Annotated in this window: 14 protein-coding genes; 11 read left to right on the top strand and 3 right to left on the bottom strand. The window is 62.4% G+C overall.

The window, feature by feature from the left end:
• Positions 1 to 61: 61 nt before the first annotated feature.
• The 3 genes from NE851_RS34325 to NE851_RS34315 all read left to right on the top strand — a co-directional run bounded on the left by NE851_RS34325 (position 62) and on the right by NE851_RS34315 (position 2,893).
• Positions 62 to 727 (top strand): GntR family transcriptional regulator, encoded by a 666-nt coding sequence (locus tag NE851_RS34325; protein ID WP_028757405.1) that lies wholly within the window; start codon positions 62 to 64, stop codon positions 725 to 727.
• Between the two features lie 34 nt (positions 728 to 761).
• Positions 762 to 1,454 carry a GntR family transcriptional regulator gene (locus tag NE851_RS34320; protein WP_373289188.1) on the top strand — a complete coding sequence of 231 codons (693 nt, stop codon included), beginning with the start codon at positions 762 to 764 and terminating at the stop codon, positions 1,452 to 1,454.
• Positions 1,455 to 1,612: 158 nt separating this feature from the next.
• Positions 1,613 to 2,893, top strand: coding sequence for a GGDEF domain-containing protein (locus tag NE851_RS34315; RefSeq protein ID WP_047619657.1), 1,281 nt, complete (start codon positions 1,613 to 1,615; stop codon positions 2,891 to 2,893).
• Between the two features lie 27 nt (positions 2,894 to 2,920).
• Here the strand turns inward: NE851_RS34315 and NE851_RS34310 are convergent, their stop codons facing one another.
• Together NE851_RS34310 and NE851_RS34305 are read right to left on the bottom strand one after the other, a co-directional pair.
• Positions 2,921 to 4,048 carry an HPP family protein gene (locus NE851_RS34310; protein WP_097545030.1) on the bottom strand — a complete coding sequence of 376 codons (1,128 nt, stop codon included), beginning with the start codon at positions 4,046 to 4,048 and terminating at the stop codon, positions 2,921 to 2,923.
• Between the two features lie 57 nt (positions 4,049 to 4,105).
• Positions 4,106 to 5,011, bottom strand: coding sequence for a LysR substrate-binding domain-containing protein (locus tag NE851_RS34305; protein WP_028757401.1), 906 nt, complete (start codon positions 5,009 to 5,011; stop codon positions 4,106 to 4,108).
• A gap of 259 nt (positions 5,012 to 5,270) precedes the next feature.
• Between NE851_RS34305 and NE851_RS34300 the strand changes: the two genes are divergently transcribed.
• Together NE851_RS34300 and NE851_RS34295 are read left to right on the top strand one after the other, a co-directional pair.
• Positions 5,271 to 5,582 (top strand): hypothetical protein, encoded by a 312-nt coding sequence (locus NE851_RS34300; protein WP_097545026.1) that lies wholly within the window; start codon positions 5,271 to 5,273, stop codon positions 5,580 to 5,582.
• Positions 5,583 to 5,953: 371 nt separating this feature from the next.
• On the top strand, positions 5,954 to 6,154 hold the full coding sequence (locus NE851_RS34295; RefSeq protein ID WP_047619653.1) for a hypothetical protein: 201 nt from the start codon (positions 5,954 to 5,956) through the stop codon (positions 6,152 to 6,154).
• 291 nt (positions 6,155 to 6,445) lie between these two features.
• Here the strand turns inward: NE851_RS34295 and NE851_RS34290 are convergent, their stop codons facing one another.
• Positions 6,446 to 7,366, bottom strand: coding sequence for a GNAT family N-acetyltransferase (locus tag NE851_RS34290; RefSeq protein WP_097545022.1), 921 nt, complete (start codon positions 7,364 to 7,366; stop codon positions 6,446 to 6,448).
• A gap of 266 nt (positions 7,367 to 7,632) precedes the next feature.
• On the opposite strand from NE851_RS34290, the gene argE reads away from it, so the two are divergent.
• The 6 genes from argE (at position 7,633) to NE851_RS34260 (ending at position 14,202) form a co-directional block, all read left to right on the top strand.
• Entirely contained in the window at positions 7,633 to 8,754 is a 1,122-nt protein-coding gene (argE, locus tag NE851_RS34285) for an acetylornithine deacetylase (RefSeq protein WP_047619650.1), read from the top strand.
• Between the two features lie 25 nt (positions 8,755 to 8,779).
• Complete coding sequence (locus NE851_RS34280) at positions 8,780 to 9,703, top strand: 2-hydroxyacid dehydrogenase (protein WP_028755636.1); 924 nt, start codon at positions 8,780 to 8,782, stop codon at positions 9,701 to 9,703.
• 25 nt (positions 9,704 to 9,728) lie between these two features.
• Positions 9,729 to 10,082: a cupin domain-containing protein gene (locus tag NE851_RS34275; protein WP_028755635.1), complete on the top strand. Its 354-nt coding sequence runs from the start codon at positions 9,729 to 9,731 to the stop codon at positions 10,080 to 10,082.
• A 130-nt stretch (positions 10,083 to 10,212) separates the two neighbouring features.
• Positions 10,213 to 11,676 carry an aldehyde dehydrogenase family protein gene (locus tag NE851_RS34270; RefSeq protein WP_097545020.1) on the top strand — a complete coding sequence of 488 codons (1,464 nt, stop codon included), beginning with the start codon at positions 10,213 to 10,215 and terminating at the stop codon, positions 11,674 to 11,676.
• A 9-nt stretch (positions 11,677 to 11,685) separates the two neighbouring features.
• Complete coding sequence (locus tag NE851_RS34265; protein ID WP_097545018.1) at positions 11,686 to 12,729, top strand: tartrate dehydrogenase; 1,044 nt, start codon at positions 11,686 to 11,688, stop codon at positions 12,727 to 12,729.
• Between the two features lie 15 nt (positions 12,730 to 12,744).
• Positions 12,745 to 14,202, top strand: coding sequence for an NAD-dependent succinate-semialdehyde dehydrogenase (locus NE851_RS34260; RefSeq protein WP_097545016.1), 1,458 nt, complete (start codon positions 12,745 to 12,747; stop codon positions 14,200 to 14,202).
• Positions 14,203 to 14,248: the final 46 nt, after the last annotated feature.

Here is a 14,248-nt window from a genome sequence, read left to right as displayed (position 1 = left end):
AATGTGACGAGAATAGCCAATTATATAGGAGGATCGAAAAAATGTCAGAGAAGAATCGAAGTTGCTGAATACAACCAATGAAACCGTCGCGGAAAGCAGCTACCGGCGCATTCGTGCGGATATCATATTCGGCCGCCTGGCGCCGGCGCAGAAGCTGAAACTGGAAAGCCTCAAAGAAACATACGAAACCAGCGTCAGCACCCTGCGGGAAATTCTGAACCGGCTCTCGTCCGAAGGCCTGGTGGTTGCCGAAGGGCAGCGCGGCTTCGAGGTTTCGCCCGTGTCGGCCACCGATCTCAGGGAGATTGCGGCGCTTCGTCTGCTGCTGGAAACCCACGCGCTCGAACAGTCCTTCGAATACGGCGACGTGGAATGGGAAGCCCGCTTGGTTTCCGCTCACTACAAGCTGTCGCGCATGGAGCGGGTGATGGCCACCGGCGATACCGGCCAGGCGGAAGACTGGAAGCGATATGATTGGGAATTCCATCAGGCGCTGATCTCCGCCTGCGGGTCGAAGCTTCTGATGGAAATGCATTCCGTCGTGTTCGACAAATATCTGCGCTATCAGATGGTCGCATTGTCCTATCGCGGCGAAATCGCGGCTAAGGAACACCAGCAGCTTCTGGATGCTGCCTTGAGGCGGGACCAGCAGATGGCGAAGCAGGTCCTGACCGTCCACATCGAGGACGGCGTGGAGCATGCACTCGCCCGCAACGCATTGCGGTAGTGACGGCTCGAACCATGAATCGCGGAGAACGGAAGTGAAATCAGGAGAAGCCGTGCTCGAGCGATCGGGCGAAACAGGCGAAACCATCAGTGACGTGGTCTTTCGCCAGGTGAGGCAGGATATCATCGTCGGCATATTGCCGCCCGGCACCAAGATAAAGCTCGAGCAGGCCAAGGAGCGTTATTCGATCAGCGTGTCGTCGCTGCGCGAGATCCTGAGCCGCCTCACGACAGAAAATCTGGTAATCGCCGAAGGGCAACGGGGCTTCGAGGTCAGTCCCGCCTCACGCCAGGAATTGATGGAACTCGCCGATCTGCGCATCGTGCTGGAGACCCATGCGATGGACCTTGCATTTGCGGCCGGCGATCTGGAATGGGAAGGCCGGATCGTCGCCGCGCATCACAAGCTCGCGGCTGCGGAGCGCCGGCTGCTCTCTGGTGATGCCTCGCGCACGATCGATTGGGTGCGCTACGACTGGGAATTTCACCAGGCGATCGTTTCTGCCTGCAATTCGGCGACGTTGATGGCGAGCCTTTCCTCGGTCTTCGACCGCTTCCTTCGCTATCACCTGCTGGCCGAGAGCTTCCGCGGCAAGGCGGTGGTCGACGATCACAAGCTGCTGTTCGAGCTCGCGCTGGGCAGGGATGGCGAAGGTGCAAAGGCTGTTCTCAGGCAGCACGTTCAAAGCGGCGTGGAGCATGTCCTGAAGAGCAGCAAGATTTTCTAAAGCCGCTTACAACCCGGTACCGGCCTTGGAGATGACCAAGAGCGATGTGTGCCACATCGATGCAAACCGATCATTTCGACAACTTTGGGGCGCAAGGAAACACGGTCTGAAGCTTCATTGTTCTTGCCTGCGGGAGATGCTCCACTAAATCCGCTCAGATGGACGTTCAGGAGAACGCAGTTTCGGTGAACCCGGCGAGCGCATCCACGCGGACGCCGCTTCAGGTGCGAAGTCCAGCTGTCATGGCGGAGGTCGAGCGCCTCCTGGCGGGCCGCACACGCGACATCCGCCTAGAAGGCGAGCTTCACGGACTTTTTCGGAAACGTTCGTGGTCGCAGGCGGCCAAGATCATTCGCGCCTGGATGATCTGGGTCGCTTTGCTTGATGGCGTGACCTTGGGCCTCAACGCCATCCTGCTTCCACTGCCGATCGTGCTGTCGATGCTCTTGCCCGCCTGCATCCTTCCGCCCGCAGCCCTGGCCACCGCCTTCGTCTGGCGAAAACCGCGCGCATCCTGGCTGCAGGGGCTCTCTCTGATCGCCGGCATGTTCTTCATCCTGCTCTCGGTCGCCCTGGTGGGCGTCAGCGCCGGTGGCGCGTTTTATGAGCGGCATTTGAACATCATGCTGGTCGTGGCGATTACCGCGATGATCATCTTCGCCGTCCCGATGGCCTGGACGGTGATGATCGCAGCATCGGCGCTCGGTCTCTATCTGTTTTTCCAGCTTCATAATCCGGGGCTTGACTTGGGAAGCGCCGTGGCTGCGACGCTGTTTTTTGCAAGTGGTGTCGTCGCAACCGTCGTGGCGCGACGCACGATGACGATCCTGGCCCAGAAGGCCTTCCTTCTCGAACTTCGGGACCGAAGCCGCGTGGCGGAACTGGCCGACGCAAATGCGCGCCTCGAGTTGCTTGCGAGAACCGATCCCCTGACCGGCATCGCCAACCGGCGCTGGATGATGGAGATGCTCAATCGCCTCTGGGGCATCGACGAGCCCTGTCCCGAAGGCGCTTCCTTGCTGATGTGCGACATCGATCAGTTCAAGAACCTGAATGACAGCCTTGGGCACGCCGAGGGTGATCGCTGTCTGGTGAAGGTCGCCGGCATTATTCAGAGCAGCGTGAGGCACGGTCGCGATCACGTGGCCCGTTATGGCGGCGAAGAATTTCTTGTCCTGCTTCCTGGACTGGATGGCGAGGAGGCGGTTGCCGTCGCCGACAATATTCGCAAGCGGGTTGAAGCCGCCTCCCTTCCCAACCCCGCATCCCGCGTCGCTCCCTACGTCACCCTCAGCATCGGAGTGGCCACTCACGCGCCGAACAGTCAGGCAATTTCGGTAGAGGAACTCCAGCGCCAGGCCGATGCGGCGCTTTATCTCGCCAAACAGGCGGGCCGCAATCGGGTGGCGCGGCATAAAGCGGATTTGCCAGGCGCGTAATGCCGGCGCATGACGCCGACGGCTTTCTCAGGCCACAACCGGAACCGGCGCGCTGTCGTTCGGCAGCAATCGCGCCACGGCGCTCAGGAGATCCGTCTGCGATATCAGGCCGAGGATTCGGTAATCGTCATCAACGACGATGACGGCATGTGTGCGCCCGTCGGTCAGCACAGGCAACAGTGAAAGAGCGGCATCCGAAGGTCTCGCCACCGCCGGCCTCGAGATCGCGTGTGCGATCGTCTCGGTACTTCCGGACAATTCCCGCAGGCCGACGGTGCCGATGAGACGGCCCCCCGGGTCCTTCACCGGCAGGGTGCGGATATTATGCTTCAAGAGAAGGTGACGCGCAGCATCCGGTTCCGACGTTTCCCCGATGGCGATCACGTCACGCGACATGATATCGGCACAGCTGATCTTGCCGTTCGAGCGGATGGCCGCCTGCAGCTCGACCTGCTGCAGCAGTCGGCCGAGGTCTGCCCGGTCGATATCGAAGGTTTCGTCGAGCGCTTCGAGAGCCGCATCGACGTCCTCCTCGCGGAACCCTACCCGCGCGGCCGACGGCAGGTCGATCGTCTGATGGGTGTTCTCCGCCTTGAGAACGACGTGCGGATAATTCCGCTTGGAAAGCTTGTGGAACAGCAGGCCAAGGCCGACGAGAATGCAGGAGTTCAAAGCGACGGGCACGAAGGGAAAGAGGAAGCCCCAGCCGGCAACGACAGGACCACCGAGCACGGCGGTCAGGGCCGCGGCTCCTCCCGGAGGGTGAAGGCAGCGCGTGAAGGACATTGCGCCGATCGCAAGCGAAACGCCGACACCGGTCGCGATGATCGGATCACGAATGAAATAGGCGGCCACAATCCCCATCAGCGCTGAAATCGTATTGCCGCCGATGATCGACCATGGCTGCGCCAGCGGGCTTGCCGGCACCGCGAAAAGAAGCACCGCGGACGCCCCCATCGGCGCGACGATCAGTGGCAGATGCGGCCCCTGCCCGAACAGATAGCCGCTGATGACGCCGGTCAGACCAATGGCCAGCAAAGCGCCGAGGCATGCGATCAATCGCTCCCGCAAGGTCGCACCGGCCAGGATCGGTGAGAACAGACGGAAGCGGCGGAAGCGGCTCGGTCCCACCTTCGGGGAAACGGGAAACTGCATGACAAGACCAATTTCGAACGAGGATTATCTGGCGGATGAAGGAAGAGCAGGTGCGAGTTAGTTTGCTGCCAGTCTGATATCTCTGCCCTTTGTCGCGCTGAGCACTTCGTGGAACGCATTGAACGCGCTCGGGCGGTCATTCCTGCGGTAGACGAGCAGCGTCTCGACAGGTCCCAGCTGGTAAGTCTGGGCAGACGTCGGCCAGTGCATCAGATCGAGAACGGATCTCGGCATGACGCCGGCCGTATTGCCGGTCGCAACGCTTGCCAGAATCGCGTGGTAGGAGCCGAGCTCGCTGGTCGGCAGGGCGCTCGATTTGCGCACCCAGTTTTCGGCGATCCGGCGATAGGTGCAGCCGGGCTCCAAAGCGGCGAGCGCCCCGACACGCAGGTCGGCGGCGGATTTGATGGCGGGATGGCCGGACGGCAGTACGATCAACAGGTCCTCGACAAAGACCGGCTCCATCTCCAGGGCCTTGAGTTCGGCATCGAAGCCCGAGTCTTCCTCACGCATCGCCTTCGGCAGGCGGGCAATCAGCGCGCAATCGAGCACATCGGAGAGAACATCGCGGGTCAGATCGCGGGACGCCCCCATCGTCAGATGCAGCGATACATCGGGCCACATCTGGTTGAATTGCGTCAGTGCCGCCGGCAGCCTGCTTGCCGCCGTGCTCTCCATGGTGCCGACCCGCAACGTCCCCGATGGGGCGAGAGGCCGCACAGCCTGGCGCGCTTCCAGCGCCAGCGCCTTGAGCCGGTTGGCATAGGAAAGAAACGTCTCGCCCTCCCGCGTCAGGGTCATCTTCTTGCCATCGCGGCTGAAGAGGGAAACGCCGAGGTCCTCCTCCAATTGCTGGATGCGCGTCGTCACGTTCGACGGCACCCGCCCCACAGCCTTGGCGGCCTTGGTAACGCTGCGGTCGCTGGCGACGGCGAGGAATATGTCGATCGACGAAAGGTCCAATGAAAAGATCTCGTTTTCGGAATTAAGGCTAGAGATAATTCTCTATATAAAAATCATCGACATTGCTCAAGCCGGTTTCGGCACCGGACAAAAAAACGCAAGCCGGCAGGCAGGCGATTGCCGAAAAAAGGGTCGGGTCGCCGCGGAAATAGCCATGCAACCTACGACATTGCCTCTGTCGGACGACGTTTTGAGGGTTTGAGCTTGGCACACGGTTTGCATCCGCAAACCTATCTGCAGATCGATCGGCGACGACCTCATGTTGCACCTTGTCTTGACCTGTCTTCTTCTGAGCGTCGCTTCAGGCTTGAGCATGCGGCGTTTTCTGCTGCCGTATTTCGCCGGCGGCGATCTCGCCGAGAAGTCCGCCCCTGTGACAGTCGTCGCAAGTGCCGTCTTTCTGGCAGCGATCGCTTTCACCGTCTCCGACCAGGATCTTTGGGCAAAATCCGTCATTCTGATGCTCGGCCTTTTACTGTCCGCAATGTTTGACGACGCGAGACCCAAGCTGACGATCGCCCTTTCCGCCGTCAGTCTGGCGGCCTATCTCGGGCTGCGTTCGATCGGCTGAGCATCCAACCATCACCCAAACAGATCAGGGGTCACGGAACACGGCGACTCATCACCGGTGTCGACGCCCAATCGAGCTTGCATCCATCGACGAAAATCATTCGTCAACGCAGCCACATCCTGCAACCTGAAACATCTCCCGACGGGCGATAAGGAAGACTTCGCGCAATACGGGAAAATGATCTCTATTGAAGAATATTTCCTCACTGTTATTCTCCATCATAGAACATTTTCCGAGGCACGCTGGATCGCAGGATGCAGAAATCAGACCTCTCACGATCGGTGTCGATCTCGACTCCAGGAAATCGAGACCAGCGGCTCCCATGCCGTGAGGATGTTCGAATTGCGTCGGTGAGGAGGCGAGCGGCGATCATGGACAGCGATCCGACAGGAAAAATTTGGTCGGAATGGTATGCGTGGCATCCCGTCTTGCCGATCGACGATACGATATTCTGGCTCGAAACCGTGTACCGGAGGCAAGGCCCAGAGGGTCTCTGGCAATATCGTTCGTTCCGGCCGGAATTCGAACGCCGGCAGGCTCTGACCGACATGCCCGTCTGTCCCGGCGCTTAGAGCCTTTCCGGGTTAGATTGCAGCATTCTGCCGGAGCAGGTTTTCGTCAGGGCAAAGGCGATCGGCTCACCGGCCGCACCGCTTCGCCATGCGAAGCAATAGGTGCGTCCGGCGATTCTAAAGTCTTGCAGATTTGCCTGGCAAATCTGCGGGAGGGTTGGCTGAAACGGGCCGGCTGATCGACCGGCCGGCTTGGCCGTAGAGTTGAGCTACGACGCGCGCCGGCCGGTCGACCATCCGACTCCGTTTGAGCCAACAGAATGCTGCAATCTAACCCGGAAAGGCTCTAAATCACCCGAGCGCCTGGCTGACGAGCGCATAGGTTTTAGGCGCATGCGCTGCCTGATGCTCCGGATGCGGGAGCCATGGGCCACCGAACGACATGGTCGTGACGATGTCGTAGACCGAAAGACCGCAGCGGGAGAGGAAATCGGAAAACGTTCCGCCCTTTTCGCGTGTGTCGAGGCGCAAGAACGCCCCCCTATGCTCGCCTGCGTGCGGACGGATGACGGCGATCGCGTCCGCATCGTTGCCCGCCACGACCGGACCGATGACATGGCCGCGCCCGAACCGCCGGCAAAGCGAGAAAGCCTCGATCCTGCCGGCGCGGCTCAACACGATACCCTTGGAATTAGCCATGAGCCGGGCCAGGAGCAGCTTGCGTTCCGTGCCGAAGGCCACGCAATCCAATTGCGCAATCGCGTCCAGATCTCCAGCCTCGACTGCCCGTATCACGGCGCCGGGCGGCGGCTCCACATCCGGCGGCGATATCGCTTCGCCCTGGCATTGGAAGACAGATGCCTCCCGAATGAAATTCAGGGAACGATAGAGACGTCGCGCGGCACGCGTCGCGTTCAGCCCTAGGTGGCGCCCGGCGACCTGATCCAGCACGTGGCCCATCAGCCATTGCCCGGCACCGTTGGTTTGCAGGCGCGGCGAGGTGATGACCATACCGACCGTGGCAAATTGCGCATCATAGGGAAACCACATCGCGGAGCCGAGAATGCGGCCGATTTCATCGATCGCCACGACGCCCTCGCCGAACTCACGCATGAATTGCCAGTCTTCGGCGCGATGCGGCCAGGCGACGGTCATCGAAAGCGCATGCAGTTTGTCGAGATCGACGCTGTCGATCCCGGCAAGGCGCATCTCGAAACTGTCGACGATCCTGGATTCGGATGTCAGTTCACTCACCCGGCCCTCCTGCCGCATTGTCTCGCCCAGCCTGCGCTCGGAAACTTCTGTGACCAGACTAGAACAGATCGTTCGATACAATTCACTGGGGAAGCGCGCGCAAACACAACAATCGACCAAATCCCGATGCGCATTCGGCAAATAACGCCTGCGCCTGCCTTTAGAGTCATTGACCAGGCCCGGATCGGCCGCCAATCGCCGTTCACCGTGAGGACCCGGAATGTCGCCTCCCGTCAGCCCAGTTACAAGCACCCCAAAAATCCCGCCGCGCTGTGAAGAATCCCATGCAGGCAATTGAAATTCTCGAAAGGCTCGTCGGCTTTCCCTCGGTCGTCGGCACGCCGAACACCGAGATCGTCGCATGGATCCGGCACTACCTGCAAAGCCACGGCGTTGTTGTCACGGAGCTTCCCGGTCCGGAGGGCGACCGGTCGAACCTCTTCGCCACGATCGGCCCGAAGGAAACGCCGGGCTATATCCTCTCGGGCCATATGGACGTGGTCCCCGCCGCCGAAGGCGGCTGGACCAGCGATCCGTTCCGCCTGCGGGCCGAAGCGGACCGCTTCTACGGTCGCGGCGCCACCGACATGAAGGGCTTCCTGGCCGCCGTGCTCGCCGCCGTCCCGGCGTTTGCGGCCATGCCGCTTCGCCGGCCCATCCACCTTGCCTTTTCGTATGACGAGGAGGCCGGCTGCCGCGGCGCGCCGCATATGATCGCCCGCCTGCCGGAGCTCTGCGCAACTCCGCTTGGAGCGATCATCGGCGAGCCGAGCGGCATGCGGGCAATCCGCGCCCATAAGGGCAAGGCCGCCGCCCGGCTGACGGTCAGAGGCCGGGCAGGCCACTCCTCGCGCCCGGATCAGGGGCTGAATGCGATCCATGCCATCACCAGCGTTTTGGTTTACGCCAGCGCCGAAGCCGACCGGCTGACCTCCGGGCCGTTCGAAGATGTTTTCGAACCGCCCTACTCCTCCCTTCAGGTCGGCACGCTGAAGGGCGGCCAGGCGGTCAATATCATTCCCGACATTTGCGAGGCCGAGTTCGAAGCGCGGGCCATTTCCGGCGTCGATCCGGCAACGCTGCTAGCGCCGTTGCGAGCATCGGCCGAGACGCTGTCGCAGCGTGGTTTCCAAGTAGAATGGCGCGAACTCAGCGCCTATCCGGCGTTGTCGCTTGCCGCCGACGCGCCGCTTGCGGCGCTGCTTGGCGAACTGACCGGCATCGAGCCGCTCGCCGCCGTCAGCTACGGCACGGAGGCCGGGCTTTTCCAGCGCGCCGGCATCGATGCGATCATCTGCGGACCGGGCGACATCGGCCGCGCCCACAAGCCGGATGAATTCATCCGTGCTGGTGAACTGCTCGCCTGCCAGGCGATGGTCGAGGCGCTCGGTCGCCGCTGCGCCTGAAGCACGAGATCAAGGAGCCGACGCAATGACCTTTCTCTTCAATTCGGACGCGAAGCGCGGCGCCATCTTCGCCGAAGCCTTCGCGCGCGAACTACCGGACATCGCCTTCTCCATGGATCCCAAGTCGGTCGAAGCCGAGGCCGTGCGCTATCTCATCACCTGGACCCTGCCGGATGATCTCGCGCGCTACCGCAATCTCGAAATCCTCTTTTCGATTGGTGCCGGGATCGACCAGTTCCGCATCGATGCCGTGCCTACGTCGGTGAAGGTGGTGCGCATGGTCGAGGACGGCATCATCAGGATGATGCAGGAATATGTGACGCTTTCCGTACTTGCGCTCCATCGCGACCTGCCGACCTATCTCGACCAGCAGCGGCGCCGGACCTGGCAGGCGGTCGCGCCGGTGCAGGCCTCGAACCGCCGCATCGGCGTGCTCGGGCTCGGCATGCTCGGAACCGCCGTGCTCGAACGCTTGCTACCCTTCGGCTTTCCACTTTCGGGCTGGAGCCGCAGCCCGCGCGAGATCGACGGCATCCGATGCCTGAGCGGTCGGGACGGCCTCGATACTCTGCTTGATACCACCGATATTCTTGTCTGCCTGCTACCGCTGACGGACGAGACGCGCGGCTTCCTGAATGCCGGCCTCTTCGCCAGGATGCCGGCTGGTGCGGCGCTCGTCCATGCCGGTCGCGGCGCTCAGCTCGACCATCGGGCACTCGTCGCCGCACTCGACGCCGGGCATCTTTCCGGCGCCGTTATCGACGTCACCGAGCCGGAGCCGCTTCCCGCGGACCACGCCTTCTGGAGCCACCCGAAGATCCTGCTGACGCCGCACATTGCGAGCGTCACCCAAGCTGAAACCGCCGCAGCAGCCGTGATCGGCAACATCAAACGCTATCAGGCGGGCCTCGACCCGATCGGACTGATCGATCGCAGCCGCGGCTACTGAATTCTTAACCCAGGAAAGCAAAATCATGTCCCTTCTCAAGACGATCGACACCAACCCGACCTCCACGCCGCGCGAGTCCGGCCCGCTGCCCGAACGGCTGATCTCCGGTAACCCGGCCTTCAAGACCTGGGCGCAGGACGTCGCCCGCGGCGAGACGGTTCATAGCGGCGTGTGGGAAGCCACCCCCGGCGAGACGCGCTCGATCAAGGGGGAGACGTTCGAGTTCTGCCATATCCTTTCCGGCCTGATCGAGATCACCCCGGAAGGTGGCGAACCGGTGGTCTACAGAGCCGGCGACAGCTTCGTCATGAAGCCCGGCTTCGTCGGCGTCTGGAAGACGATCGAGACGGTGCGCAAAATCTACGTGACCGTGTCGTAATGCCAACGCCGTAGATTTGACTGGCCGCAGCGGCGAAAACGCAATTTTTCGCCGCTGCGGCATCGCCGGTCGATGAATGCTGCTCGCTTTCCCCGGTTAGGCTTGCCTCAGCCCACCCCGAGGACATGCGATGACACTCAGCTTCGATCCGAACACGATTTCCCTGCCCGTCGGGCATTTCATCGGCGGCCGGCTGATTCCGGCCGAAGCCGTGATCGACATGCATCGTCCCTCCGACGGCAAGGCCTATGCGGGCTGCCCGCTGGCTGACGCAGCAGTTGTCGACCACGCTGTCGAAACCGCCAAGAAGGCGTTGAGGACGAGCAACTGGGGCGGCGTGCGGCCGCGCGAGCGCACCGTGGCGTTGCAGCGCTGGGCGGATCTGATCGAGGCGGAGGCAGAGACCCTCGCCAGGCTTGAAGCGCTCTCGTCGACACGGCCCATCGGTCATCTCGTCGCCGGCGACATCGCCGTCACTGCCGAGCAGATCCGTTTCTTTGCCGAATTCGCCGACAAGGAAGGCGGCGACCTCGTTCCGACCGACGATACCAATTTCGGCATGATCATGACCGAACCCTACGGTGTCGTCGGCGCCATCACGCCCTGGAATTTTCCCCTGTCCATGGCGGGCTGGAAGCTCGGCCCGGCGCTGGCGGCGGGCAATGCGGTGGTGTTGAAACCATCGGAGATGACGCCGTTCTCGACACTCTATCTCGCCGAACTTTCGGTGCGGGCCGGTCTGCCGGCCGGTCTCGTCAACATCGTGCTCGGTGACGGCCCGACCACCGGAAATGCGATCACCGGACATCCCGGCATCGCCAAGGTCAGCTTTACCGGCTCGACTGCGGCCGGCTCGGCGATCATGACCAATATCGCTCGCACCGGCGTCAAGCCGATGACGCTCGAACTTGGCGGCAAAAGTCCGCAGTTGGTCTTTGCCGATGCCGATCTCGAGCTTGCTGCGGGCGCAATCGCCGGCAGCATTCTCTCCAACGCCGGTCAGGCCTGCGTCTGCGGTTCCCGCCTGATTGTCGAGGCGAAGGTGGCGGACGCGCTCGCGGCCGCACTTGTCGAGAGGTTGGCGGTCATCCGCCCCGGCCCCACCTGGGATGAAGCAACCGATTATTCGCCCGTCATCTCCGAACGCCAGATCGCCCGCATGGACGGTATCATCCGCGCCGCGATCGACGGCGGGGCCGAGTGCCTCACCGGTGGCCGCCGCCTCGACCGCGAAGGCTATTTCTACGCCCCAACGCTGATGTCGGGCGTGACGGCAACATCGCCGGCGGTTCTCGAGGAAATCTTCGGACCGGTGCTGACCATTCAGACTTTCGAGGACGAGGAGGAGGCGCTGAGCCTCGCCGACCATCCGGCTTACGGGCTCGCCGCCGGCCTCTTCACCCGGGATCTGTCGCGTGCCATCCGCGTGACGCGCCGCCTGCAGGCCGGCACCGTCTGGGTCAATCGCTACGGCCGCTCGCGCGACCATATCCTGCCGACCGGCGGCTACAAGCAGTCCGGTATCGGCAAGGATCTCGGTCGCGAAGCCTATCTCGCCAACCGCAAGAGCAAGAGTGTGCTCATCAGCCTGTGAGGACCTGCGATGAAGACCTACAAGATCGCCCTTCTGCCCGGAGACGGCATCGGCCGTGACGTGACGGCAGCAGCCTGGGCCGTACTCGAAAAGGCAGCTCGCCTGAACGGATTTTCTCTGGATGCAACCAGCTATCCCTGGTCCTGCGACTACTATCTGGAGAACGGCAGCATGATGCCCGCCGACGGCATCGAAACGCTCCGGTCCTTCGATGCTATCCTGCTCGGCGCCGTCGGCTGGCCCCACAAGGTGCCGGATTCCGCCTCGCTGCACGGGCTTCTGCTGCCGATCCGCAAGGCTTTCGTGCAATATGCCAATATCCGCCCGCACCGGCTGCTGCCCGGCGTGCAGGGACCGTTGCGGTCCGACGGTTTCGACATCCTCTGCATTCGTGAAAACACCGAGGGCGAATATTCCGGGGCCGGCGGCCGCGTCCACCAGGGCACCGACAGCGAGGTGGCTGTGGAGACCTCGATCTTCACCCGCAAGGGGGTCGAGCGCATCCTGCGTTTCGGCTTTGAGCAAGCGCGTGCGCGCAGCGGCAAGCTTGCCTCGGTGACCAAGTCCAACGCCCAGAAATATTCGATGGTCTTCTGGGACGAGATCACCCAGAGGCTTTCTGCCGAATATCCCGATGTCGACGTGACCAGCTACCATATCGACGCCATGGCCGCCCGCATGGTCATGGCGCCCGATAGTCTCGACGTCGTGGTCGCCTCCAACCTGTTCGGCGATATCCTGACCGATCTCGGCGCCGCCATCCAGGGCGGGCTCGGCTTTGCAGCCTCCGCCAATATCAATCCCGATCGCTCCGCGCCATCGATGTTCGAACCGGTCCACGGATCCGCCCCCGATATCGCCCATCTCGGCATCGCCAATCCGATCGCCGCCATCTGGTCGGGCGCGATGATGCTGGAGCATTTGGGAGAAACGGCCGCTGCCGCAAAGGTGATGGCATCAATCGAGGCGACGACCGCACGCGGCATCGGCGCCATTCCCGGCAAGGACAAGACCGACGCGATCACCGCATCGGTGCTTTCGGCACTTGACTGATCAATGGAGAACAGAATGAACGGATTGAGGGATAGCAGCCTGCTTCGCCAGCAAGGGCTTATCGACGGAGAATGGCGTGGGGCCGCCGCCGGGAATACGATCCAAGTGATCGACCCGGCGACGCAGCATGTGCTGGGCACGGTGCCCGACATGGACGGAGCCGATACGAGGGCGGCAATCGCCGCGGCGGAAAGGGCCTTCGGTCCATGGCGGGCAAAGACCAATGCCGAGCGCGCAGCATTGCTGGAAGCCTGGCACGATCTGATGCTCGACAATATCGAGGATCTGGCGCTGATCCTCACTCGTGAGCAGGGCAAGCCGCTGACGGAAGCGCGCGGCGAAATCCGCTACGGCGCCTCGTTCATCAAATGGTTTTCCGAGGAGGCGCGCCGCATCGGCGGAACGACCATTCCCTCGCCGACGGCGGACCGGCGGATCGTCGTTCTGAAGGAGCCGGTCGGCGTGTCGGCGATCATCACGCCGTGGAATTTTCCAAATGCGATGATCACCCGTAAGGTCGGGCCTGCACTCGCCGCAGGCTGCACCGTCGTCATCAAGCCATCGGACCTCACCCCTTATTCGGCCCTCGCGCTCGGCGTCCTGGCTGAGCGCGCCGGCATCCCGAAGGGCGTCATCAATATCGTCACCGGCCTGCCCACCCGGATCGGCGACGAACTGATGGCGAACCAGACCGTCCGCAAGATTTCTTTCACCGGCTCGACCCGCGTCGGCTCGCTGCTGATGCGCGGCGCAGCCGACAGCGTCAAGCGACTTAGCCTCGAACTCGGTGGCAATGCGCCCTTCATCGTCTTCGACGACGCCGATCTCGATCTTGCCGTGGAAGGCGCGATCGCATCGAAATTCCGCAATGGCGGGCAGACCTGCGTCTGCGCCAACCGCCTTCTCGTCCAGTCCGGTGTCTACGAGGCCTTTGCCGCCAAACTTTCCGCACGCGTATCGGCCATGAAGGTCGGGGCCGGCACGGCGGCCGGCACGGATATTGGCCCGATGATCAACAAGGCGGCGATCGAGAAGATCAAGCGTCATGTCGACGATGCGGTGGAAAAGGGAGCGAGGATCCTCGCCACCGCAGGTTTCGTGCCTGAAGGCGATCAATATGCCGTGCCGATGGTGCTCGGCGGTGCGACCACCGACATGCAGCTTGCCAGCGAAGAGACCTTCGGGCCCGTTGCCCCGCTTTTCCGTTTCGACACTGAGCAAGAGGCGATCGGCATCGCCAACGCCACGCCCTTCGGCCTAGCCGCCTATTTCTACACCGAGAGCCTGAAACGCTCCTGGCGTGTCGCCGAAGCGCTCGAATTCGGGATGCTCGGCCTGAACACCGGGGCCATCTCCACCGAGGTCGCGCCCTTCGGCGGCGTCAAGCAGTCCGGCCTCGGCCGTGAAGGCGCTCAATGCGGCATCGATGAATATCTGGAAATGAAGAGCTTCCACATCGGCGGCCTCGCCTGACCGACAGAACGCAAAGGGCGCCGGGACATGATCCCGGCGCCCTTTT

This window comes from Rhizobium anhuiense bv. trifolii (assembly GCF_024346605.1).
GTDB classification, from domain to species: Bacteria; Pseudomonadota; Alphaproteobacteria; order Rhizobiales; family Rhizobiaceae; genus Rhizobium; species Rhizobium anhuiense.
This window is presented reverse-complemented; position numbering and strand designations above follow the sequence as displayed.